The following is a 24210-nucleotide window of genomic DNA, read 5'->3' on the forward strand; positions in this document are numbered from 1 at the left end:
ATCACCGGGCCAGCGAGATGCGCAGGAGATCGGCCATCGAACGCAGTCCGTCGCGCCGTGCCGAGAACGTCGAGCCGGGTACGTCGTGCCAGACCACCGGCACCTCCACGACATCGCGCCCGGCCCGTACGACACGGGAGAGCAGCTCCACGTCGAAGGCGAAACCGTCGATGCGGCAGTCCCGCGCGATCGAGCGGGCGAGCGGACCGCAGAAGAACTTGAACCCGCACTGGGTGTCGGCGACCCCGGGCAGCGACAGATGCGCGAGCGAGCGGAACAGCCGGCCGCCGCCGCGCCGCAGGGCCGACTGCTCCACGTCGAGCCGCGCGCCCGGCGCGTGACGCGAGGCGATGACCGCGCCGTGGCCCGCCCGGAGCAGCTCCATCACCCGGTCCAGGGTCTCGACGGGGGTGGCGTTGTCGGCGTCGGCGAAGCCGATGAACCGTGCCGAGGAGGTCTCGATCCCGCGCCGGACCGCCGCGCCCTTGCCCTGGTCGCTGCACCCGATGGCATGGACCGTGACGGGGGACCGGGCGAACCGCTCCAGGACGTCGAGGGTGCCGTCGGCGCTGTTGTTGTCCACCACGACCACCGCCGACGACCACGGCCGTCCGGCCAGGAAGTCGACCGTGGCGGCCACGGTCGAGGGCAGCCTGCGCTGCTCGTTGTAGGCCGGGATGAGCAGTTCGAGCTCCACCTGCGGGCGGAGGAGCTGCTGGGCGAGCGGTGCGTGTGAGCGGGCGGTGGCCATCACGCCACGCCTCCTCGGGGGAAGGCGCGGGGTGCGGGGCGCACCGGCGCGCGGGGGATCAGTACGGGAACGGGGCGGTGGCCGGCTTCACCGGAGCGGTGACGCGGCGTTTCGCCCGGTCGGTGCGGTGGGCGAGCGCGGGACGGTCGCGCTGTGCGGACCCCCGCCGGCGCTGGTTCGGACGAACCGGCTGGACCGTCGGAGCCGCGGCTTCGCCGCGCGGCGCGCGTGCGGGTGCGCGTCGTACGGGCGCGGCGCCGGCGTGCCGATCCCCGGGGCCTGCACGCCCGGCTCCGCGGCGGCGGGGCCGCGGCGGTGATCCGGTCGGCCGCCCGGCGTGCCGGGTGGGCGGTCGGGCGGTGGACGGGGCGGCGGTGCGAGCGGCGCCGGGCGTCGACGAGCGGCCAGTCGGTCATCCGCCGCAGGGGATGCGGTGCGGATGCCACCGGCGATCGGTCGAACTGGCTGGAGGCCACGACGTACCTCTTCCGGCAACCGACCCTGCCGAGGGTCTGTCCTGAAATAGTGCTCTTTCCAGCGGTAACACCCTTACGGGTGATTCGTCAACCGGAGGACGTGCGGGCGGCGCGCGGGCGCCGCCGGTGCGCCAGCCGCGACAGGGCGTTGTGCGGCCGCTCGTCGAGGAGCGTGCCCAGGATCCGCGAGCCGTCGCGGACCGTGCGGTGACGGACCGGCTCCTGGCGGCGCGGCCGTTCGACGCTGGGCACCTCGGCGACCCGGAGGCCGTAGTGCAGGGCGTGGGTGACCAGTTCGGCGCCCAGCTCGACCCCGTCCTCGCGCAGGTCGAGGAGATCCACGAAGGAGCGCCGGAACGCGCAGAACCCGTACCAGAGATCCGTCAGGTTCTGGCCGTACATCCGGTGCGCGACCCGTAGCAGCGCGCGATGTCCGAGCCGGCGCGAAAGCGGATAGTCGGCGAAATCCCCACCCGCGATGAAGCGTGATCCCTTGACGAAGTCGTAACCGCTTTCCAGGTAGTGCAGATAGTGCGGGATCTCGTGCGGCGACATGCTGCCGTCGGCATTCATCAGCACGACCAGATCACCCGTGGCCGCGAGCAGGCCCGCGTGCGGGATGTCGCCGCGCGAGGCGTCCCAGGGGCCGAGCCCGCGCACGGTGAGTCCCGGGCGGGCCCGGCGCTCGCCGGGCGGACCGCCGACCAGGACCACGTCCCCCACGCTCGACGGCACTTGGTCGAGGAGCAGGTCGAGACCCGGCCGCGGGTCCCCGCCGCCGGGGCGGACCGTGAGGACGAGACTCACCGCGGGCGTTCCGGGACCGGATGCGCGGTCGGTCGAACGGCGCAGGGGATGCGAATCGCTACTCATAAGTACGGCCTTCCGCACGGAGAAACCCGCGAACTTCAGGATCCTGTCCCGTGGACGATGCCGTCAAGAAATCAGGAAGAATATGCGTGCCGCCACGAAACCATTCGCCTTCCCTCTGCACGAGAATTCCATCAGGCATACAATCCCGTCATGGCAGGGCGAATTGAGGACTACGCCCTCGTCGGTGACCTGGAGACCGCGGCTCTCGTGGGGACCGACGGGTCCGTCGACTGGTGGTGCGCGCCGCGCTTCGACTCGCCCGCCTGCCTGGCGGCCCTGCTCGGCGACCCGGGGAACGGCCGGTGGCTCCTCGCCCCCGTCGGCAGGGCCCGCTGCACGCGCAGGAGTTACCGGGGCGACACCCTCGTCCTCGACACGGTCTGGGAATCCCTCACCGGAACCGTCCGCGTCACCGACTTCATGCCCCCGCGCTCCCCGAGCGAGGACGCCCCGCGCATCGTCCGCGTCGTCGAGGGGATCGCCGGACGGGTGGACGTGCGCAGCGAGTTGAGGGTCCGCTTCCACCACGGCAGCATCGTTCCCTGGACCCGCTCGGTGGACCGCCGTACCGTCGCCTGGGTCGCCGGACCCGACGCCGCGTACCTGACCTGCGAACCCGGCGTCGAGCCCGTCGTCACCCCGGACCGCGCCACCGTCGACGTCACCGTCACCGCCGGCCGCCGCGTCTCCTTCGTCCTCGGCTGGCGCCCCTCGCACACCCCCGCGCCCGGCGCGGCCGCGCCCGCCGACCTCGACGCCGCCCTCACCCGCACCCTCGCCCTCTGGAACGACTGGGCCGCCGCCCTCCGTTACGAGGGCCCGGCGCGCGAGGCGGTCATCCGCTCCCTCCTCACCCTCAAGGCCCTCACCTACGCCCCGACCGGCGGCATCGTCGCCGCGGCCACCGCCTCCCTCCCCGAGTCCCTCGGCGGGCAGCGCAATTGGGACTACCGCTTCTGCTGGCTGCGTGACTCCACGTTCACCCTCTCCTGCCTGCTGCGCGGCGGCTATCGCAGAGAGGCGCTCGCCTGGAAGGACTGGCTGGTCCGCGCCATCGCCGGCGACCCCGTCGACCTCCAGCCGCTGTACGGGGTCGAGGGGCAGCGGCAGTTGCCCGAGACGCACGCGGACTGGCTGCCGGGATACGAGAACTCACGCCCGGTCAGATTCGGCAACGCGGCCGTCGACCAGTTCCAGCTCGACATCTACGGCGAGGTGCTCAACACCGTCTACTCGGCCGTCCGGGCCGGCGTCGCCCTCGACGCCCCGGACTGGGCGCTGGTCGCCTCGCTCCTGGAGTACCTCGGCAAGCGCTGGCAGGAGCCGGACGAGGGCATCTGGGAAGTCCGCGGACCACGCCGCCACTTCGTCCACTCGAAGGTCATGGCCTGGGTCGGCGCCGACCGGGCGGTGCGCCTCGCCCGGGTCGCCGGGCTCCGCGGCTCGCTCAGGCACTGGCAGGCGCTGCGCAACGAACTGCGCGCCGAGATCTGCGCCCGGGGCTGGAGCGACGAACAGCAGTCCTTCACCCAGTACTACGGAAGCCACCAGGTCGACGCCACCGCCCTGCTGATCCCCCGGCTCGGCTTCCTCCCGGCCGGCGACCCCCGCGTGCTCGGCACCGTCAGGGCGATGGCACGGCTCGACGACCACGGATTCCTCCGCCGCTACGGCGACGTGCGGGACGGCGGGACGCACCAGCTCGACGACCTCGGCGGCACCGAAGGAGCCTTCGTCGCCTGCACGTTCTGGTACGCCGACGCGCTCGCCATGACCGGACGCCCCGGCGAGGCCCGCGAGGTCTTCGAGCGGGTCCTCGACGTCTGCAACGACGTCGGCCTGCTCGCCGAGGAATGGGACCCGGTGAGCGGCCGTCAGCTGGGCAACATGCCCCAGGCGCTCAGCCATGTGGCCCTGGTGAACACGGCGTTCACGCTGTACGGGACCCGGCGCCACGACCGTACGGGGTCCCGCCATCTCGCTGTGGCATGATCGCGCCCACCCAGGGTGCCCGCCGGGCACGCTCCGGGAGTTCAGGGGGTGGAACATGTCGTGGTCCGTGGTCGTGCCGAGCGTCCTCGGCGCGCTGCTCGTCGCCGGAGGCGTGGCGGCGATCCGGAACGGCTGGATCCTGCCGTTCCAGCGGCGCCGCGTGTACCGCACCCGGCTCTTCGGCTGGGCACAGCTGGTGCTGGCGGCGGCCTTCGCCGCCCAGGTGGCCGGGCAGCTCCTCGACGAGGGGGAGGCCCGCCTCGTCCCCGGACTCGTCGCCCTCTTCGCCCTGCTCGGCGGACTCGTCCTCGCGGTCCTGGCGCAGCGCCCGAGTCCGGACCGCTGAGCCGAGGGCCGGCGGGCTGAGCCGACCCCCGGACCGGTGAGCCGAGGGCCCCAGCCGTCGGGCCCGCCTTCGTCGTCTGACCCGCGCCGCCCCGCCGCGCCGTCCCCGGCGCGTTTCGTTCGGGTGCGCCCAGCGGGCGGGGCCGCCGCGCGTGGGTTCGAATCGGGGCATGGCTTCCTACGACAGGCCCCGCGCGGGCGGCTCCCCGAGGCCGCTGAAGACCGGTGACACCTGGTGGTACGCCGCCGTGGCAGGCGAGGCCGCCGGATCGTTCAGCACCCGGGTCCGCACCCGGACCCGGCGCGGCTGCCTCGGGGCCGTGCTCCTGCTGACCGTCGTCTACGCGGGCCTGGTGCTCACCGCGACCGGCCGCCGCTGGGGCGACGCGGCCATGACCGGCCGGCGCGCCGACGGCGCCGCCACCACCGTGCTCCGCGATCACCCGTCCCTCGCCGGGCTCACCACCCTCTCCCTGGTCCTCGGCTGCGTCCTGCTGCTCGCCGCCGGCCTGATACGCAAGCGGTACGCCCTCACCGGCCTCGCCGCCGGCGCGGTCGTCACCGCCCTCGCCCTCACCGGACTCCTCCAGCGCTACGCGCCACGCCCCCGGCTCGCCGACGCCGGCGGGCTCGTGTCCACCGGCTTCCCCAGTGCCCAGACCACGCTCGCCCTCGGCATCGCCTTCGGCCTGGTCCTCGTCGTCCCCTACCGGCTGCGCGCCGCCGCCGTCGGCGCCGCCACCCTCTGGGCCGTCGGCGTCGGCGCGTACACCGTCGCCGCGGGCCAGCACCGGCCCGGTGACGTCATCGCCGCCGCCCTGGTGGTCCTCGCCGTCTTCTGCGGCGCCCTCGCCCTCCTCGCCCGCAGGGGCCAGGTGCGCCCCGGCGCCCGGCGGGGGCCCGCCCTCCCCGGCCTCGCGGTGACCGTGCCGCTCGTCCTGATCGCCGCCGGCGGGCTCGGCGCGGGCCTCTGGCTCCTCGGGGACACCCTCACCCTGCCGAGCGCCGCCCCCTACGATCCGGCCGATCTCCGGCTCGCCCACCGCTGCGGGCAGGCGCTCGCCGCGGGCGTGGCCGCCGCCGCGGGCCTCGTCCTGCTCGGCCTGCTCCGCCGGGTGGACGTCGAGGGCGCCCCCACCCCGTACCGGCTCGGCGGGCCCTTCGTCGAGGCCGCCGGAGTGCCCGGGGACGGCGAGCTCGTGGGGCCCTTTACCGAGGACCTCGATCACGAGATATCTTGATGTCGAGCAATCTCGCATACGCAGACGTGGAGCGGAGCACCCGGTGACTGACTCGACCATCATCTACACCCACACTGACGAGGCGCCTGCCCTGGCGACGTACTCGTTCCTGCCCGTGATCCAGGCGTATGCCTCGCAGGCCGGCGTCACGGTCGAGACGCGGGACATCTCCCTCGCGGGCCGCATCATCGCCGTCTTCCCCGAGTTCCTCGAGGAGGGCCAGCGCATCGCCGACGCCCTCTCCGAGCTCGGCGACCTGGCCAAGACGCCGGGCGCCAACATCATCAAGCTGCCGAACGTCTCGGCGTCCATCCCGCAGCTGAAGGCCGCGATCGCCGAGCTCCAGGCGCAGGGCTACGCCCTCCCGGACTACCCGGACGACCCGCGCACGGACCAGGACAAGGACGTCCGCGCCCGTTACGACAAGATCAAGGGCTCGGCCGTCAACCCGGTCCTGCGCGAGGGCAACTCCGACCGCCGCGCGCCCGGCTCGGTCAAGAACTACGCCAAGAACCACCCCCACCGCATGGGCGCCTGGACCTCCGAGTCCAAGACCAACGTCGCCACCATGGGTGAGAACGACTTCGCCTCCACGGAGAAGTCCGTCGTCGTCACCGCTGACGACACCCTCCGCTTCGAGTTCACCGCCGCCGACGGCACCACCAGCGAGCTCCGCGAGCCGCTGAAGGTCATCGCCGGCGAGGTCGTCGACGCCGCCGTCATGCGCGCCGCCGCCCTGCGCACCTTCCTCGGCGAGCAGGTCGCCCGCGCCAAGGCCGAGAACGTGCTCTTCTCCGTGCACCTCAAGGCCACGATGATGAAGGTCTCCGACCCGATCGTCTTCGGCCACGTCGTCCGCGTCTTCTTCCCCGAGACTTTCGCCACGTACGGCGAGGTGCTCGCCGGCGCCGGCCTCTCCCCGAACGACGGCCTCGGCGGCGTCCTGAAGGGCCTGGAGTCCCTCCCGCAGGGCGACGAGATCAAGGCCTCCTTCGAGGCCGAGCTCGCCGCGGGCCCCGCGCTGGCCATGGTCGACTCCGACAAGGGCATCACCAACCTGCACGTGCCGTCCGACGTCATCGTCGACGCCTCGATGCCGGCCATGATCCGCACCTCCGGCCACATGTGGGGCCCGGACGGCCAGGAGGCCGACACCCTCGCGGTCCTCCCCGACCACAGCTACTCCGGCGTGTACCAGGCCGTCATCGAGGACTGCCGCGCCCACGGCGCCTTCGACCCGTCGACCATGGGCTCCGTCCCGAACGTCGGCCTCATGGCGCAGAAGGCCGAGGAGTACGGCTCGCACGACAAGACCTTCGAGATGGCCCAGGCCGGCACCGTCCGCCTGGTCGACTCCGAGGGCAACGTCGTCCTGGAGCAGGAGGTCGCCGAGGGCGACATCTTCCGCGCCTGCCAGACCAAGGACCTGCCGATCCAGGACTGGGTCAAGCTCGCCGTCACCCGCGCCCGCGCCACCGGCGCCCCGGCCGTCTTCTGGCTGGACGAGAACCGCGCCCACGACGCCCAGCTGATCGCCAAGGTCGAGCAGTACCTGCCGGAGCACGACACCGAGGGCCTGGACATCAAGATCCTTTCCCCGGTCGAGGCCACGGCGTTCTCCCTGGAGCGGATCCGCCGCGGCGAGGACACCATCTCCGTCACCGGCAACGTCCTCCGCGACTACCTGACCGACCTCTTCCCCATCCTGGAGCTGGGCACCAGCGCCAAGATGCTCTCGGTCGTCCCGCTGATGGCGGGCGGCGGCCTCTTCGAGACCGGCGCCGGCGGCTCCGCCCCGAAGCACGTCCAGCAGCTCGTCAAGGAGAACTACCTCCGCTGGGACAGCCTCGGCGAGTTCTTCGCCCTGGCCGCCAGCTTCGAGCACCTCGCGACCTCCACGGGCAACTCCCGCGCCCAGGTCCTCGCCGACACCCTCGACCGCGCCACCGGCACCTTCCTCAACGAGGACAAGTCGCCGACCCGTCGCCTCGGTGGTATCGACAACCGCGGCAGCCACTTCTACCTGGCCCTGTACTGGGCCCAGGAGCTGGCCGCCCAGACCGAGGACGCGGAGCTGGCCAAGGTCTTCACGCCGCTGGCCGAGACCCTCTCCGCCAACGAGCAGAAGATCGTCGACGAGCTCGTCGCCGTCCAGGGCTCCCCGGCCGAGATCGGTGGCTACTACCAGCCCGACCCGGCCAAGGCCGCGGCCGTGATGCGCCCGTCCGCCACCTTCAACGAGGCCGTCGCCTCCCTCGCCTGACGCGGCACGGGAGGCCCACCGCCTCCCACGCCCCGTCCGGCACACCCGTGGCGCCGCCCCGGACGGAACTCTTCCGACCGGGGCGGTCCCGTCGGTGGCGCATCCGCCGTCCGGGTGTGAACCTGGATGGATGAGCTGGGCATCTTGGACGACCGCCGGTGTCTACACCGGGCGAGGTGGGGTGCTGACCGTCGAGGCCGGAGTCGTCACGGGCGATCTGACCGTGCACACGACCTGGGCCGAGAACGAGGCACGCGTGGCCGTGCAGTACAGCGGCGCGTCCGACTGGTTCACCATGTCGGGCAGTCCCGTTCCGTGCGCGTCGGAGGAGGAGAGCCGCGATCTGCACGACGCCGTCGTGGCCGCCGTCCGGGAGGGCAGCGGGGCCACGGTCCCGACCCTGCCCGTACCCCCGCGGTGATGGACGCCGGCGCCGATCACCGATAAGTGTTATCCCTCCCTCGCCCACGGGTCTCCGAACCACGGGGGACTCGCACCAGGGATGAGGGAGCAGATCCATGCACAGCGACGAGCGCCGCACCACCGCGCTGGTGGAAGCCGCCAGGGCCGGTGACGCGCACGCCAGGGACGCGCTGGTCCGCGCCTACCTGCCCCTCGTCCACAACATCGTCGGCCGGGCCCTCGACGGCCATGCAGACACCGACGACATCGTCCAGGAGACGATGGTCCGCGCCCTCGACGGCCTGACGGGCCTCCGGGACCCTGACCGGTTCCGGTCCTGGCTCGTCGCCATCGCCATGAACGGGATCCGCCGCCGCTGGCGCGAACGCCAGCAGGCACCCGTCTCCGGACTCGACCGGGCCACCGACCTCGCCGACCCGGCCGCCGGCGACTTCACCGAGGTCACCATCCTCCGGCTCGGTCTGTCGGGACAGCGCCGCGACGTGGCCCGCGCCACCCGCTGGCTCGACGAGGACGACCGGGAACTGCTCGCCCTGTGGTGGCTGGAGGCCGCGGGCGAGCTGACCCGCGCCGAGCTCGCCGAGGGCCTCGGCGGGATATCCCCGCAGCACGCCGCCGTCCGCGTCCAGCGGATGAAGGAACGCCTGGAGACCGGCCGCACCGTCGTCCGCGCCCTCGACGCCGTGCCGATCTGCCCCGACCTCGCCGAGACCGTCGCGGCCTGGGACGGCCGTCCCTCCCCGCTCTGGCGCAAACGCGTCGCCCGCCACGTACGGACCTGCACCGCCTGTACGGCTAGGGTCACCGGCCGCAGCGGCCTCGCCCCCGTCGAAGGGCTGCTCGTCGGCCTCGGCCTCGTACCCCCGCTGGTGACCGGTCTCGCGGACGGCCCCACCGCCGCACCCGTCGCCCTCGACACGGTGGCGTCCGACACGGCCGTCCCTGCCCCCGGCACCTCCGCGGCGCAGCCGCCCGGGACCGACGGGACCGCACCGGCCCACGGCGTCCCCGACGGCGTCACCCGGTGGACACCGCTGCGCCGGGCCGGGGTCGCCGGAGCCGCGGCCGTCGCCGTCCTCGGCGCCGTCGCCCTCCTCGTACCCCAGCAGCCGCACGCGCGCATGGCGCCGGGCAGCCCGGTCGCCGCGCCCCCGGCGACCCCCGCCCCGACGACGCCCCCGCCGTCGCCGACCCCCACCCGCGCCGCCACCCCCACGCCGACGACCGCGCCCCCGACCCCGCGCCGCACCCCGCGTCCCACTCCGGCGCCCACGAGGGAAGAGCGGGTGACCGGACTCGTCAACCAGCTGCGGGCGAAGGCGGGTTGCGCCCCGCTGCGCATCGACCCCCGGCTCACCGAGGCGGCCCGCGGCTACGCCCGCGACATGGCCGCGCGCGGCTACTTCGGACACGCCAGCCCCGAGGGCGAGTTCGCGGACACCCGGATCACCGCCGCCGGCTACGCCTGGAGCGCCTGGGCCGAGAACCTGGACCAGGGCACGGCCGACCCGGCGTCCGTCGTCGACGACTGGACGGACGGTTCGATGCACGAGGAGAACATGCTCGACTGCCGGTACCGGGACACCGGAGTGGCGTCGGCGCCCGGTCCCGGCGGCACGGTCTGGGTGCAGAAGCTCGCCGCTCCCGCCTCCTGACCGGGGGGTCGGCCGCTCAGCGCCTGGCACCGAAGTTCTGCACCCACCACGGGCCGTTGGCCGTCAGCGTCACGCCGACGCCGATGTCCTTGAACGAGCAGTTGAGGATGTTCGCCCGGTGGCCGGGACTGTCCATCCAGTCCTCCATCGCCCTGGCCGGGGTCTTCGGCCCGCGGTGGATGTTCTCCCCCCAGGTCGACCAGGCGTACCCGGCGCCGGTCATCCGGTCGCCCGCGTCGCGGCCCTCCGGGTCGTCGTGCTCGTAGTAGTCACGGGAGGACATGTCGTCGGCGTGGCCCTGGGCGGCGGTTCGCAGATGGTTCTCGGAGTGCAGCGGGCCGCAACCGGTCTTCTCCCGCTCGGCGTTGGCGAGCGCGATGACGTCCCGGACGTACCGTGTTGCCTTGCCCGCCGGTGCCTCCGCCACGGGGGCCGCGCCCTGCTGTTCCTGTCGGCGCTCCTGGGGCCGCGCCGGTCGCGGCTGTTCCGCGGCCTGTCCGGGCGGGGGCTCCGGCTGCCGCTCGAACTCCGCCTTCGGAGGTGCCGCCGGTGGGGGCGCCTCCGGCGCGGAGCCGGCCGGTGCCGTACCCGCCGCACGGGGGGTGGGCGCGGTGGCGGCCGAGGGCGCGGCGGTCGTCCCGCCGGTGCCGAGGGAGGAGACGTACATCCCGGTGACCACCGTCAGGACGGCGGCCACGGACCCGGCGAGGGTGACGGCGGTCCGGAACGACGGCCGGCGGGCGGCGCGCCGCCCCGCTCCGCCGCGCTTGCGGTGCCGCCCGCCCGCGCGTGCGGCCGAGACGTCCGCCGGGTGCGGGGTGGGTTCAGAGGTGCCGGGGTGACCGGGACGGTCCTGGTGCCGCATGGAGCTCCGCTCTCTCGCCGTGGTCGCGTACGGTCCGGCGCTGGGGAGAGCCACCGGGGCGACGGCGGTAACACTTTCCGGCCCCGGCCACCCCGACACTCCTCGTCAACCTGACGCGTCAACCTCGCGCGTCAACCTGTATCGCACCCTGTCAGCCCTGCGGGACGACCGCCACCGGACACGGCGCGAGATGCAGGGCCGCGTGCGCCACGGAACCGATGCGCGGCCCGACGGCGCCCCGCTTGGCCCGCCGGCCGACCACGAGGAGCTGGGCGGCCCCCGAGGCGGAGAGCAGCACCTGCCCGGCGCTGCCCAGCTCGACGTGCTCGGTGACCGGCACGTCGGGGTAGCGCTCGCGCCAGGGCGCGAGGGCCTCGCGCAAGGACTTCTCCTCGTACGGGACCAGCCCGCCGGCCTCGTCGGCGAGGCGCATCGACGCCGGGCTGTACGCGTACAGCGCCGGCAGGCTCCACGCCCGCACGGCCCGTACGGACGCCCCGCGCGCGGCGGCGGTCGCGAAGGCGAAGCCCAGCGCGGCGGCGCTGTCCTCCGGGTCTCCGAGCTGCCCGACGAGCACGTGCCCGGTGGGCGGTTCGGCCGGATCGCCGTCGCGGGAGCGGACGGCCACCACGGGGCGGGTGGCGTCGGCGATGATCTGCTGGCCGTACGAGCCGAGCAGGAACCCGGCGACGGCCCCGTGCCCGCGCGAGCCGATGACGAGCATCTCGGCCCGCTCCGCGGCGCCGAGCAGCGCGGCGACCGGCGTATCGGTCAGCACCTCCGCGGTGACGGTGAGCTTCGGATAGCGCTGCCCGATCGTGGCCTCCGCCTCGCGCAGGACCGCGTCCGCGACGCGTTCCTGGCTCGCGCGGTCCTGGACCAGGGGGAGGTCGATCGGTTCCCAGCGCCACGCGTGCGCGAGCCGTAGCGGGAGGTCCCGGTGGAGCGCCTCGCGGGCGGCCCAGTCCGCCGCGGCGAGGCTCTCCGGGGATCCGTCCACCCCTGCGACGATCTCACGACTCATCAGGCTGCCTCCGTGGGTTGCCGTGTCGGGCCCGCCGGACGGCCGGACCCCGCAGCTCCCAGCTTGGGCCCTTCGGCCGTCCGGCGTGAGGGCCGGACGTCCCGACATGCCGGTCCGTCCGTCCCTTCGTCCCCGCCGGGACGCCGTGTCGCCCCGCCCCCTCGGTGGGTGCGGGGCGACACGGCCGGGGCGGGCCCGCCCCGTCAGGCCAGCAGCGTCAGCCCTGCGTGGGTGCCGTTGAGGTAGTGGTCGCCGATGTCGCGGAGCCGGTGCGCCGCCTGGGTCGGGGCGGTGAGGGCGCGGGCGTTGCGCCAGAAGCGGTCGAAGCCGGGACCTCCGGCGCGGGCGTCGGCGCCCGCCGTCCCGTCGACCAGTTCGAGGATGCGGGTGGTGATGTGCACGGCCGCCCGGCCGGTGACCGTCTCGGCGGCCGCCACCAGGACCGCGATGTCGGCGCGTTCCTCCACACCGAGCGACCAGGCGGCGAGCAGGCCGTGGGTCATCGCGCCGGTCGCCCGCTCCACGACGGCGGCGGCGGCGTGCGCGGCCGTCGCCAGCTCCCCGTACGCGAGCAGGAGGTACGGGTCGTCCCCGGCGCCGGCCGGCTCGGAGCCGCCGGAGGGGCCGCCGGAACGGTCCGCCGGTCCCGGTCCGGCCTGACCTGCGCGGCTGATGTCCCTTGCCTCGGCGAGCGCCCCTTCGGCGATGCCCAGCCCGACGTGGACCAGGAGCAGCCGCAGGACGAGCGGGGCGAGGGTGGAGAAGGGGGCGACGGCGTGCTCGTCGTGGGGGAGTGCGCCGAGGACGTCCTCGGGCGCCACGGGGACCCGGTCGAAGGTGACGGTGCCCGCGCCGGCCAACCGCTGGCCGACGCGTTCCGTCCCGGCGTCGGTGAACACCCCGGGTTCGGCGGGGTCCACCAGGACGACGAAGAGGTCGCCGCTGCCGCCGGGGCGGGCCCCGACGACGAGCCGGTCGGCGACCGTCACGGCGGACGCGAAGGTACGGGTCCCGTCGAGGATCCAGCCCCTGCCGGAGTCGGCGGGGGTCAGCGTGAGGCCGGCGCCGGTCTCCGGGCGCGGTGCCTCGACGCCCCCGGCGAGCAGCCAGCGTCCCTCGGTGGTGCGTACGTCGAGGGGGTGGTCGTTCACGAAGGAGGTGCCCGGGTCCCGCGCGGGGCCGCCGAAGAAGCGGCTGCTCCAGGACAGGGCGTAGTGGTGGGCGAGCAGTTCGCCCACGGAGCTGTCGGCGGCGGAGATCTCCCGTACCACCGCACACGCGGCCTGCCACGCGGCGCCCCGCCGGTTCGGTCCCGGGGCCGTCAGGAGGGCGGGCAGCCCGGCCTCCTGGAGACGGGCGACCTCGTCGAACGGGTCCTTGCCCGCCCGGTCCCTCGCGAGGGCGTCGACGGCGAGGTCGTCGGCGAGTTCGCGGGTGACGCGGGGCCAGAGCGCATCGTCTGCGGGCCGGTCGAACGGGCTCTCGCCGGGCCGCTCGGCGGGGCGGGCGACGGGTCCTGCGGCCGGTGCGGAGGCGGTGCGTATCGCTGGTCTCTTCGGCGACTTCCTCGGCGTACTCACGTCACCTCACATGGCTCGTCATATCCCCACTGGAATAGTAGGGATAGTGGCAGAGGGGAGGCCGCCGCCCCAAGAGGCGTCCGCAAGCTGGACAACGTCGTCTCGCCACGTGAGAAGAAGTCACTTCGGCGCAGGTCGCGACAGGTTGGGCCGAGGACTCAGGGGTTGGTCCAGGCCTCCGGGTCGTCCGCGAGCGCGACGATCGTGTCCGGCAGCCGGGCCGCCGCGACCTCCGCCAGCGACACCCCGAGCACCTCGCGGACGCCCGCCCGGAGCGCGATCCAGAGAGTGAGCAGCGACTCGGCCGGACCGGTGTACGACAGGTCCGGCGGCCGCTCCCCCCGGACCGACACCAACGGCCCCTCCACGCAGCGGATGACCTCGGCGACCGAGATCGACTCCGCGGGCCTGGCCAGCCAGTAACCGCCGTTGCCGCCACGCTGGCTCTGCACGAGACCGCCCTTGCGCATGTCCCCGAGGATGCCTTCGAGGAACTTGTGCGAGATGCCCTGGCCCTCGGCGATGGCCTCGGCCTTCAGCGGACCCGCGTCCTGGGCGGCGGCGAGCTGGAGGGCGGCACGCACCGCGTAGTCGGCCCTGGCTGAAATGCGCATGCGCGCATTATTCCGCACGCTCGCCTGAGCCGGCCCGTACCGCACCCTTGACGTCGCCCTGGGCCGGTCGGACACTCAGGACGGGGAAACCGAGCGAACAGGTAGGGAACCATGGGACGCAGCGGTCGACACGACACGCCACCCGCCGCACCCCTCCCGCGCTCCCTGCCCCTCACCTCCCGCCGCCACATCGACCTGCTGCGGGTCTGCAGCGCGGCGAGTCGCGGGCGCCGCCGGGTGGTCCACCCCACCCGCTGAGGGTCTGTTCGCCGAGGGGGCACCGCCCCCGCGGGCGCAGCGCCGCGCCCCTCTCCTCTTCCCGTACCTCTGCTGCCTCCGGGCCCCGTGGGCCGGTGCCGCGGTCGCGCCGCCGCGACCGGTACCGCGCCGCGCGCCGCCCGGACCCAGCACCGAGCACCCTCAAGGGAGAAGCATGTCCGTCGTCCCGTCCTCGCTGCTGCCCGCCTCCGCCGTGCCCGCCTTCCGGGGCCGGATCGGACGCGACGAGCACAGCGGCCACTACGCCGTACCGCACCGCTACCGCCTCCACGTCGCCCCGTACGACCCCGGCTGTCTGAGCATCGCCGTGACCCACAGCCTGCTCGGACTCGACGACACGCTCCCGCTCTCCGTCCTGCCCGAGAGCCCCGACACGCCCGACGGCGGGTACGCCGCCCTCCGCCCGCTGTACGAGGCGAGCGCGCACCTCTACGACGGGCCGGCCGCCGCGCCCGTCCTCAGCGACGGCTGGACCGGACGGATCGTCAGCACCCACGTCCCCGACATCCTGCGGGACCTCGCCCTCCGCTTCCGCGGCGAAGGCCCCGACCTGCTGCCCGAGGAGCACCGCGGCGAGATCGAGGCCATCGCCGACCTCTGCGAGCGGAGCGTCAACCGGGCCGCCCAGCGCGCCGGAGAGCTCGGACTCGACGGAGAAGCCGCCCACCACGACCCCCTCACCGTCCTCTTCGCGGCCCTCGGCTCCCTGGAACGCCGCCTCGCCCGCCACCCGTACGTGCTCGGCGACGCGCCGACCGCGGCCGACGTGCAGGTCTGGGTCACCCTGGTCCAGCTCGACACCGTCCACCGCTGGCACCTGGACGCCGCCGCGATGGACCGCGTCGCCGGCTACCCCGCCCTCTGGGCCTACGCCCGACGCCTCGCCGCCCGCCCCGAGTTCGCCCACCGACTCGACATCGACGGCATCCTGCGCCGCCACCGCACCCACTGCCGCGGCCGCGAGGCCGCCGGCGCGGGCATCCGCCTGGTCGACTGGTCCGGCCCGACCGGCTGACGGCTCCCCGACCGACTGACGGCTCCCACCCGAGCGACTGACCTGAGGCGCCGGCCGGCCGCCACACCCCCGGCCGGCCCGCACACGGCACGGACGGGGGCACCACCGGACGAGGTACGGGATGGTCGGGCAAGCAGCGCTCCCGGCCACCCCGGCCACCCCGGTCAGCCGATGCGGTGGCCCGCCAGCGGCCCCGTGTCGTCGCCCGCCCCCGTACGCACGCCGCGCAGAAACGCCTCCAGCGCTTCCAGCGAGCTCCTCGACGGCTCCCAACCCAGCTCCTGCCGGGCCCGCTCCGTCGCGAGCAACGGCATGTGCCGCATCGCGTCGAAGAGGTCGGGGGACGCGGGCGCGAGCCGAAGGCGCCAGGCCGCCGACAGCGCGCCCCGCACCGCGCCCGCCGGCACCCGCACGGGCTTGGCGTCGAGGAGTTCGCCCAGGACCGCGCCGTCGATCACCGGTTCCGCCGCCAGGTTGAACGCGCCGCGGGCGTCCCGCAGCAGCGCCCGCCGGTAGGCGTCCGCCGCGTCCTCGGTGTGCAGGACCTGGAAGCGGAGACCGTCGAACTCCGGGAGCAGCGGCAGCAGATCGGGCCGCACCAGCTGCCCGGGGAAGAAACGCCCCGCGAAGATCCTTCGCTGCCCGCTCGCCGACTCCTCCTTGAAGAGGAACGCCGGACGCATGCGTACCACCCGGATCTGCGGATGGTCCCGCTCGAAGGTGTCCAGGACCCGCTCCAGATAGGCCTTCTCCCTGGTGTACGCCGCACCCGGCCAGCCGTGCGTCGGCCACGCCTCGGACACCGGGGCACCACCGGCAGGACCCGGTGAGTACGCCCCCACCGAGGAGGCGTGCACCAGGACCGGCACCCGCGCCGCCGCGACCGCCTCGAAGACGCGCACCGCGCCCAGCACATTGGTCCGCCACGTCTCCACCGGATCGTGGGTCGGCCCGAACCGCCACGCCAGGTGCACCACCGCGTCCGCGTCGGCGAGGTGCCGCGCGAGGAGCGGCTCGTCGCCCTCCCGGGACAGGTCCACCTCGGCCCACTCCACCCCGGGCAGTTCCAGCCCCGGCCGGCGGCGGGCGAGCCCCAGCACCGAGCCGACGCGCGGCTCGCGCGCCAGGAGCCGTACCAGACTGGTGCCCACGTTGCCGGTGGCGCCGGTGACGACCACCCGCGAGATCTCGCTCGGGTTCATGTCTCCGACCCTCCGCCATCGGCGGCGGAACCGCACTCCGGGGGCGTTCCGGACACCTGCCCGTCACCCAGCGTGTCCGTGTCGGTCGCGAGTGTGGCCGACGACCGGGAGTATGGAGCGACTCAGGAGAAGGAGGACACGATGCTGCTGCCCGACAGGAACACGGTCGACCGGCTGGTCCGGCACTACCGCGACCAGGAGCGGACCGTGCTGGCCAGGCCGTGCGACCTGTCGGCGCGCCGGCGCTTCGAGGACACGGCGTACACGCTGTGTGTGCTGATGGGGGAGCGGACCGCCCGCGAGGCCGTCCTGGCGGCCGAGCACTACGTGGCCGGAACCCGCCCGGCCGCGCGGCCGACCCTCGAAGGCCTCCCGGGAGCCTGACCGGGACCGATCACCGGATCGGGACTGATCGCCTGACCGGGACCGATCACCTGACCGGGACCGATCACCTCCCTGGCACTGATCAGGATGAGAGAAGCGTCCGCATCCGGCCGCCGCTAGCGTGGCTGCCATGGACCTCGCGAAACGGCAGACGTCGCCCACGACGCGCCGCGCCGGTCCGTTTTTCGGCCCCGCGCGACAGCTGGAGAGACGATGAGCAAGGCCCCCAGGGCGGACAAGCAGCCGCACCCGGCCGACCGGCACGACCTGATCCGTGTGCACGGCGCGCGGGAGAACAACCTCAAGGACGTCAGCATCGAGATCCCGAAGCGACGGCTTACGGTGTTCACCGGCGTCTCCGGATCGGGCAAGAGCTCACTCGTCTTCGACACGATCGCCGCCGAGTCCCAGCGGCTGATCAACGAGACGTACAGCACCTTCGTCCAGGGCTTCATGCCGACCCTGGCGCGGCCCGAGGTCGACGTGCTCGACGGCCTGACGACCGCGATCATCGTCGACCAGCAGCGCATGGGCGCCGACCCCCGCTCCACCGTCGGCACCGCCACCGACGCCAACGCGATGCTCCGCATCCTCTTCAGCCGGCTCGGCAAGCCGCACATCGGCCCGCCCAGCGCGTACGCCTTCAACGTCCCCTCGGTCACCGCGCGCGGCGCCATCACGGTCGAGCGCGGCGACAAGAAGACCGTCAAGGCGACCTTCAACCGCACCGGCGGCATGTGCCCCCGCTGCGAGGGCCGGGGCTCGGTCTCCGACATCGACCTCACCCAGCTCTACGACGACTCCAAGTCGCTCGACGAGGGCGCGCTCACCATCCCCGGCTACACGCCCGGCGGCTGGAACTACCGCCTCTACAGCGAATCCGGCCTCGTCGACCCGGCCAAGCCCATCCGCAGGTACACGAAGAAGGAACTCCAGGCCTTCCTCCACCACGAGCCCACCCGCATGAAGATCGCGGGCATCAACATGACGTACGAGGGGCTCGTCCCCCGGATCCAGAAGTCCTTCCTGGCCAAGGACAAGGAGGGCATGCAGCCCCACATCCGGGCCTTCGTGGACCGCGCCGTCACCTTCACCACCTGCCCGGAGTGCGACGGCACCCGGCTGGCCGAGGGCGCCAGGTCGTCCAAGATCAAGCGGGTCAGCATCGCCGACGCCTGCGCCATGCAGATCAGCGACCTCGCCGCATGGGTCCGCGGCCTGAAGGAGCCCTCGGTCGCGCCCCTGCTCACCGCGCTCCAGCTGACCCTGGACTCCTTCGTGGAGATCGGCCTCGGCTACCTCTCCCTGGACCGGCCCGCCGGCACGCTGTCCGGCGGCGAGGCGCAGCGCGTGAAGATGATCCGCCACCTCGGCTCCTCGCTCACCGACGTCACGTACGTCTTCGACGAGCCCACCGTCGGCCTGCACCCGCACGACATCCAGCGGATGAACGAACTGCTCCTGCAGCTGCGGGACAAGGGCAACACCGTGCTCGTCGTGGAGCACAAGCCGGAGACGATCGCGATCGCCGACCACGTCGTCGACCTCGGCCCCGGCGCCGGTACGGAGGGCGGCACCGTCTGCTTCGAGGGCACCGTGGACGGACTGCGGACCGGCGGCACCGTCACCGGCCGGCACTTCGACGACCGGGCCTCCGTCAAGGACACCGTGCGGGAGCCCACCGGCAGCCTGGAGATCCGCGGCGCGACGACCCACAACCTGCGCGACGTCGACGTCGACATCCCGCTGGGGGTCCTGGCCGTCGTGACCGGGGTGGCCGGCTCCGGCAAGAGCTCGCTCGTGCACGGCTCGATCCCCGCGAGCGACGACGTCGTCTCCATCGACCAGAGCCCCATCCGGGGCTCGCGCCGCAGCAACCCGGCGACGTACACCGGGCTGCTCGACCCGATCCGCAAGGCCTTCGCCAAGGCCAACGGCGTGAAGCCCGCGCTGTTCAGCGCCAACTCCGAGGGCGCCTGCCCCACCTGCAACGGCGCCGGCGTCATCTACACCGACCTCGGCATCATGGCCGGCGTCACCTCGACCTGCGAGGACTGCGAGGGCAAGCGGTTCCAGGCCTCCGTGCTCGAATACCTCCTCGGCGGCCGCGACATCAGCCAGGTGCTCGGGATGTCCGTGACCGAGGCGGTGGAGTTCTTCGGATCGGGCGAGGCGAGCACCCCCGCCGCCCAGCGCATCCTCGCCCGCCTCGCGGACGTCGGTCTCGGCTACCTCAGCCTCGGGCAGCCGCTCACCACGCTGTCCGGCGGCGAACGCCAGCGGCTCAAGCTGGCCACGAACATGGGCGAGAAGGGCGGCGTCTACATCCTCGACGAGCCGACGACCGGGCTGCACCTCGCCGATGTCGAGCAACTGCTCGGCCTGCTCGACCGGCTCGTGGACTCCGGCAAGTCGGTCATCGTCGTCGAGCACCACCAGGCGGTCATGGCCCACGCCGACTGGATCATCGACCTCGGCCCCGGCGCCGGACACGACGGCGGAAAGGTCGTCTTCGAGGGCACCCCCGCCGACCTGGTGGCCGCCCGCTCGACGCTCACGGGCGAGCACCTGGCGGCGTACGTGGGGGCGTGACGGCCGGGTCCGACGTCCGCTGCCGGCCCGGCGGCCCGTGCACCCGGGCCGCCGGGCCCACGCGCGGAAAGAGAGCGCGCGGCGCGTCCACGCAGGTGTCCCGCGAGGTGGGGCCGCCGAAACGCAGCCGGTCGTACGCCGTGAACGCCGGCTCCAGCGCGTCGAGCTCGTCCACGCGCGCGTGGAGCGCGGCCCGCCACGCGGAGGAGGGCCCGGGCCCGTCCGCCGGCCCGGGCCCGTCCGCCGTTCCGGTCCTCGCCGCGGCCAGCGCCGCGGTGATCTCCGCGGTCAGCTCGTCCTTGCGCCGTATGTGCGCCGGCGTCACCGAGCGCAGGCAGACGTACTGACCGCTCAGATACGCCTCCCATTCCGCCTCGCCGCGCGCCCGGTCCTCCCAGTGCGCGGTGAACCAGGCGCGCAGCCGACCGGATCCGCCGGCCGCGTCGGTGAGGCCGAACAGATCGCGCGGCACCATCTCGGCGCCGTCGGAGCGCAGATAGCCCGGCAGCGGCAGCAGCCGCCCGAGCATCAGCCGCCGGGCCTCGTCGGAGTCCCGACCGAGGGAGGCGCAGAGGGCCTCCAGGGGGACGAACTGCGCGGTGACGTACGCGTCGTCGGCCGCGGTCATCGGATGGTCGCCGTTCACCTCGCGGAACCGCTCGGCGATCCGCCGTGCCAGTGCCCGGTCCGCCATCACATCACTCCCTCGGGACGACCGCCCGAGCGTGTCCCGGACGGCGTCTCCGCAGGCTAGAAGCGTGACCGTGCGGCGCCCGCCGAACAGTCACCGACGGGCCGCCCTGCGCCGCAGGCCCCACAGCGCGAGCGCCGCCGCGCAGGCCGAGCCGACCAGGGCCAGCGGAAGACCGGGCGACGCCCCCGAAGGCTCCGCCGCGCGCGCGTGGTCCTTGGCCGGCGCGGCCGTGGCCGCAGCCTCCGCTCCTGCCCGGGGTACCCGAGTCTCCGGCTTCGCCTCGCCGCGGTCACGGGCCACCGCCACCGTACGACCGCCCGAACCGGCCGCCGCCGCCTTCGTCTCCGGCTTCGCCGGTTCGGTCGGCACGGGGAGCAGCGAGCCCACCGGCTGGACCCGGTCCGCCGCCTCGAAGCCCCAGTCGAGGAGTTCGCGTGCCTCCTCGTACACGGCGAGTCCGCCGCCGCGCTGCGGGTTCATCACCGAGACGACGAGCGTCCGGTCACCGCGCCGGGCCGCCGAGATCAACGTGTTGCCGGCGTTGCTCGTGTAGCCGTTCTTGATCCCGATGAGCCCCGGGTAGCGGTCCACTCCGTCCGCGCCCGTCAGGAGCCGGTTGGTGTTGGCGATGCCGTACGACCAGGAGCCCGCGGGGAAGTCGGCGTACCGGGTCGAGCAGTACCGGACGAAACCGGCGTCCTGGAGCCCGGCCCTGCCGAACACCGCCAGGTCGTAGGCCGAGGAGACCTGGCCCGGGGCGTCGTACCCGTCGGGGGACACCACGTGGGTGTCCAGGGCGCCCAGCGACCTGGCCTTCTCCTGCATCTGCCGGGACATCGACTCCCAGCCGCCGTTCATCGAGGCCAGGACGTGCACCGCGTCGTTCCCCGAGCTGAGGAAGACGCCGTTCCACAGGTCGGAGACCTTGTACGTGTACCCCTCCTTCACCCCGACCAGGCTGCTGCCGTCCCCGATCCCGGTCAGCTCGGCATCGGCGACGGTGTGCTGCTCGGAGGGTTCGTGGTGGGGGAGCGCCGTGAGTGCGAACAGCGCCTTGAGGGTGCTGGCCGGCGGCAGCTTGCGGTGGGCGTTGCGCGCCGCGAGCACCTCGCCGGAGGAGGCGTCGGCGATCACCCACGACAGGGCGGAGAGCGAGGGCACGTCGGGCGCGCCCGGCAGGGGCTGCACCTGGGTGCCCTTCAGGTCGAGCCGGGCCCGGTCGACGTACCGGCGCACGGGCGGCGAGGGCTCCCGGAGCGAGGCCCGGGGCGACCCGGCGGAGGGGGAGAGAGTCGAGGTGACGGTCGCGGTCGAGGTGACAGGAGATGCCGTGGCCGACGGAACGGGCAGCACGAGCAGCACCGCCGCGGTACCGGCGGCAGCATGACGGACAGCTGACGTGACGATCATTCAGTAACCGTAGGAAGGTGCTGCGGAACGCGCAGATCGGAGTGAGCCGACCGGCGTAGCGGGTGTGGCGTACGGCGGCGAGTCGTGAGCCCGCCCGGGTGGTGGCGCCCTCCCCGGCCCGCTGTCGGTGGCGCAGGGCATCCTTGTGACGTGCCCTCACACCCGTACCAGAGCAGCGGCGTTCCGGCGGAGAGCGCCGGAGCCCCTCCCGCCGAAGAGGCCTCCCGGTCCGTGCCCGGTCCCGCCAGGTCCTCGGCGGCCCCCGGCGCGGGGCCGTTCGGCGCGCCCGCGTTCCGCGCCGAGCGCCAGCCGCGCCGGACCACCACCGGGCACATGATCGTCTGCGGGGACGACGCCCTCGCCCACCGTCTCGCGGGCGAGCTGAACGAGGTGTACGGGGAGCAGGTCACCCTCCTCGTGCCGGTCCGGCCCGACGCTCCGCGCACGCCCACCGCCCGCACGGGCCGAGCACTGGCCCTCTTCGGACGTGTCACGGCCGCCATCCGGACCACCGGCACCCCTGCTCAGACGGGCGCGCCCGGTACCTCCGTCCCGGTCGCCCCGGCGGCAGCCGGCACGGACGGCGATGAACCCGCCGGCACCCTGCGCGTCGTCGAGTCCGCCGACGCCGACGACCGGGCCCTGACGGAGGCCGGCGTGGAGCGGGCCACCGCCCTCGCCCTCGTCCACGAGGACGACGAGACCAACATCCGCGCCGCGCTCACCGCCCGCCGCCTCAACCCCCGGCTGCGCCTCGTCATCCGGCTCTACAACCGCAAGCTCGGCCAGCACCTGGAGACCCTCCTCGACCAGGCCGCCGCCGTCGCCGAACCGGGCCTCGACCCCGACGGGCCGACCGCCGCCACCACCGTCCTCTCGGACGTCGACACCGCCGCCCCCGGCCTCGCCGCGGCCGCCGTCGCCGGCACCAGCAAGGTGGTCCAGGCCGGCGGACTCCTCCTGCACGCGGTGGAGCGGCTGCCCGCCGCCGGAGAGGCGCCCGACCCGGGCCTGTGCACCCTGGCCCTGCTCTCGGCCACCGCCGGCGACCCGGCGGGCTGCGAGGGCTCCGAGCGGAGCGGCGACGCGGGGCCCCGACTGCTGCCGGACGACCGCACGGTGGCCGCCGCCACCGGCCGGGCCGCCGTCACCCTCGAAGCGGTCACCGCGGCGGGCCCCGCCGCGGCGTCCGCCCGGCTCGCCGCCTCCGCGCTGCCCGTCGCCTCGCTCTTCTCACGGCGACTGCGCTGGTCCCTGGCCGGGGCGGCCGCCGCGGTCCTCGCGCTCGCCCTGGCTTCCACCTTCACCACCGGCGACCATCCGCTGCACGCCGCCTATCTGACGCTGCTCGACATCTTCGCCATCGGCGACCCCGCCGTGGGGGAGTCGACCAGCCGCCAGGTCCTCCAGATCCTCGCCGGGTTCGTCGGACTTCTCCTGCTGCCGGTCATCGTCGCCGCTCTCATCGAGGGCCTCGGCACCTTCCGCACGGCGACCACCCTGCGCAGGCCGCCGCGCGGACTCTCCGGGCACGTCGTCCTCCTCGGCCTCGGCAAGGTCGGCACCCGCGTCCTCGCCCGACTCCGCCGGCTGGACATCCCCGTGGTCTGCGTCGAGTCCGATCCGGAGGCCCGCGGCATCGCCGTCGCCCGACGGCTGCGCGTCCCCACCGTCATCGGCGACGTGACGGAGGAGGGCGTCCTGGAGGCCGCCCGCATCGACCGCGCCCACGCCCTGCTCGCCCTGACCAGCATCGACATCACCAACCTGGAGGCGGCGCTCTCCGCCCGTGCCGTCAGCCCCGAGCTGAGGGTCGTCCTCCGCCTGTACGACGACGACTTCGCCACGGCGGTCTTCCGCACGCTCCGTACGGCCCACCCGGCGGCCCTCACCCGCAGCCGCAGCGTCTCCCACCTGGCCGCACCCGCCTTCGCGGGCGCCATGCTGGGCCGTCAGGTGCTCGGTGCCGTACCGGTCGAGCGCCGGGTCCTCCTCTTCGCCGCGGTCGACGTCGAGGCCCACCCGCTCCTGGACGGCCTGACCGTGGCCGAGGCCTTCCAGCCGGGCAGGTGGCGTGTCATCGCCATGGACGGCGGCGGCACGAAGCCCGGTACGGGCCAGGCCTGGCGCCTGGACCCCGACCGCGTACTGAAGCCGGACGACCGGGTCGTCGTGGCGGCAACCCGCCGTGGGCTGGCCGAACTCCTGGGCCGGGGCGCCCCGACCTCGGCCAACCCGCCGCGAGCGGAACGGAATTGACCGTAGGCTCGACCCGGACCCGGACCCCCCCCGCACCCGCACCCGCGCCACCCCGCACCCGCACGATCCCGACCTCGCACAGCCCCGACCCGACCTCGCACGAACCCCGACCCGGCCTCGCACGAACGCCGACCCGGCCTCGACCTCAACCGCGCCCCACCTCGCCCACCCCATGTGAGCCGTCGTCCCTCCCTCGGACCTCGTCTGGGGGGCCCCGGGGCGGGACGGGCGGCCACCCGGATCCCGCACCACGAGGGCCCCGCGTCCTGGGCC

Annotated in this window: 19 protein-coding genes; 10 read left to right on the top strand and 9 right to left on the bottom strand. The window is 74.1% G+C overall.

The annotated features are described in order from the left end of the window. Position 1: 1 nt before the first annotated feature. Complete coding sequence (locus AMK27_RS02295) at positions 2-751, bottom strand: glycosyltransferase (RefSeq protein ID WP_073902325.1); 750 nt, start codon at positions 749-751, stop codon at positions 2-4. Between the two features lie 563 nt (positions 752-1314). Further along, the gene (locus AMK27_RS02300; protein ID WP_241847277.1) at positions 1315-2034 is read right to left on the bottom strand and encodes a glycosyltransferase family 2 protein; all 720 of its coding nucleotides are present in this window, start codon (positions 2032-2034) and stop codon (positions 1315-1317) included. A 216-nt stretch (positions 2035-2250) separates the two neighbouring features. Between AMK27_RS02300 and AMK27_RS02305 the strand changes: the two genes are divergently transcribed. From AMK27_RS02305 to AMK27_RS02330, 6 genes are all read left to right on the top strand, one after another. Continuing rightward, the gene (locus tag AMK27_RS02305; RefSeq protein ID WP_073902327.1) at positions 2251-4092 is read left to right on the top strand and encodes a glycoside hydrolase family 15 protein; all 1842 of its coding nucleotides are present in this window, start codon (positions 2251-2253) and stop codon (positions 4090-4092) included. A 55-nt stretch (positions 4093-4147) separates the two neighbouring features. Then, positions 4148-4438 carry a hypothetical protein gene (locus tag AMK27_RS02310; protein ID WP_073902328.1) on the top strand — a complete coding sequence of 97 codons (291 nt, stop codon included), beginning with the start codon at positions 4148-4150 and terminating at the stop codon, positions 4436-4438. Between the two features lie 169 nt (positions 4439-4607). Next, the gene (locus AMK27_RS44110) at positions 4608-5678 is read left to right on the top strand and encodes a phosphatase PAP2 family protein (RefSeq protein ID WP_073902329.1); all 1071 of its coding nucleotides are present in this window, start codon (positions 4608-4610) and stop codon (positions 5676-5678) included. A gap of 43 nt (positions 5679-5721) precedes the next feature. Beyond that, positions 5722-7941: an NADP-dependent isocitrate dehydrogenase gene (locus AMK27_RS02320; RefSeq protein WP_073902330.1), complete on the top strand. Its 2220-nt coding sequence runs from the start codon at positions 5722-5724 to the stop codon at positions 7939-7941. Positions 7942-8071: 130 nt separating this feature from the next. Beyond that, complete coding sequence (locus tag AMK27_RS02325) at positions 8072-8362, top strand: hypothetical protein (protein ID WP_073902331.1); 291 nt, start codon at positions 8072-8074, stop codon at positions 8360-8362. 97 nt (positions 8363-8459) lie between these two features. After that, positions 8460-10019, top strand: coding sequence for a sigma-70 family RNA polymerase sigma factor (locus tag AMK27_RS02330; protein WP_073902332.1), 1560 nt, complete (start codon positions 8460-8462; stop codon positions 10017-10019). A 16-nt stretch (positions 10020-10035) separates the two neighbouring features. Here AMK27_RS02330 and AMK27_RS02335 read toward each other — a convergent pair whose 3' ends face one another. From AMK27_RS02335 to AMK27_RS02350, 4 genes are all read right to left on the bottom strand, one after another. After that, entirely contained in the window at positions 10036-10884 is an 849-nt protein-coding gene (locus AMK27_RS02335) for a CAP domain-containing protein (RefSeq protein WP_073902333.1), read from the bottom strand. 151 nt (positions 10885-11035) lie between these two features. Then, positions 11036-11908 (bottom strand): universal stress protein, encoded by an 873-nt coding sequence (locus AMK27_RS02340; protein ID WP_073902334.1) that lies wholly within the window; start codon positions 11906-11908, stop codon positions 11036-11038. Between the two features lie 203 nt (positions 11909-12111). Beyond that, positions 12112-13488: an acyl-CoA dehydrogenase gene (locus AMK27_RS02345; protein WP_079188149.1), complete on the bottom strand. Its 1377-nt coding sequence runs from the start codon at positions 13486-13488 to the stop codon at positions 12112-12114. Positions 13489-13646: 158 nt separating this feature from the next. Then, the gene (locus tag AMK27_RS02350; protein WP_073902335.1) at positions 13647-14102 is read right to left on the bottom strand and encodes an RrF2 family transcriptional regulator; all 456 of its coding nucleotides are present in this window, start codon (positions 14100-14102) and stop codon (positions 13647-13649) included. A 433-nt stretch (positions 14103-14535) separates the two neighbouring features. On the opposite strand from AMK27_RS02350, the gene AMK27_RS02355 reads away from it, so the two are divergent. Further along, positions 14536-15396, top strand: a complete 861-nt coding sequence (locus tag AMK27_RS02355; protein WP_073902336.1) for a glutathione S-transferase C-terminal domain-containing protein — start codon at positions 14536-14538, stop codon at positions 15394-15396. A gap of 164 nt (positions 15397-15560) precedes the next feature. Here the strand turns inward: AMK27_RS02355 and AMK27_RS02360 are convergent, their stop codons facing one another. Continuing rightward, complete coding sequence (locus AMK27_RS02360) at positions 15561-16598, bottom strand: NAD-dependent epimerase/dehydratase family protein (protein WP_073902337.1); 1038 nt, start codon at positions 16596-16598, stop codon at positions 15561-15563. A gap of 141 nt (positions 16599-16739) precedes the next feature. On the opposite strand from AMK27_RS02360, the gene AMK27_RS02365 reads away from it, so the two are divergent. Next, a complete protein-coding gene (locus AMK27_RS02365) occupies positions 16740-16982 on the top strand; it encodes a DUF5133 domain-containing protein (protein WP_073902338.1) in 243 nt (80 codons plus the stop codon). A 213-nt stretch (positions 16983-17195) separates the two neighbouring features. Next, positions 17196-19574 carry an ATP-binding cassette domain-containing protein gene (locus AMK27_RS02370; RefSeq protein ID WP_073902339.1) on the top strand — a complete coding sequence of 793 codons (2379 nt, stop codon included), beginning with the start codon at positions 17196-17198 and terminating at the stop codon, positions 19572-19574. Here the strand turns inward: AMK27_RS02370 and AMK27_RS02375 are convergent. Further along, positions 19537-20268, bottom strand: coding sequence for a DUF6058 family natural product biosynthesis protein (locus tag AMK27_RS02375; protein WP_241847278.1), 732 nt, complete (start codon positions 20266-20268; stop codon positions 19537-19539). The genes AMK27_RS02370 and AMK27_RS02375 overlap by 38 nt on opposite strands. Positions 20269-20358: 90 nt before the next feature. Beyond that, complete coding sequence (locus AMK27_RS02380; RefSeq protein WP_073902340.1) at positions 20359-21678, bottom strand: D-alanyl-D-alanine carboxypeptidase family protein; 1320 nt, start codon at positions 21676-21678, stop codon at positions 20359-20361. Between the two features lie 333 nt (positions 21679-22011). On the opposite strand from AMK27_RS02380, the gene AMK27_RS02385 reads away from it, so the two are divergent. Beyond that, on the top strand, positions 22012-23937 hold the full coding sequence (locus tag AMK27_RS02385; RefSeq protein ID WP_073903846.1) for an NAD-binding protein: 1926 nt from the start codon (positions 22012-22014) through the stop codon (positions 23935-23937). Positions 23938-24210: the final 273 nt, after the last annotated feature.

Source organism: Streptomyces sp. CB02009, from assembly GCF_001905825.1.
Classification (GTDB): Bacteria; Actinomycetota; Actinomycetes; order Streptomycetales; family Streptomycetaceae; genus Streptomyces.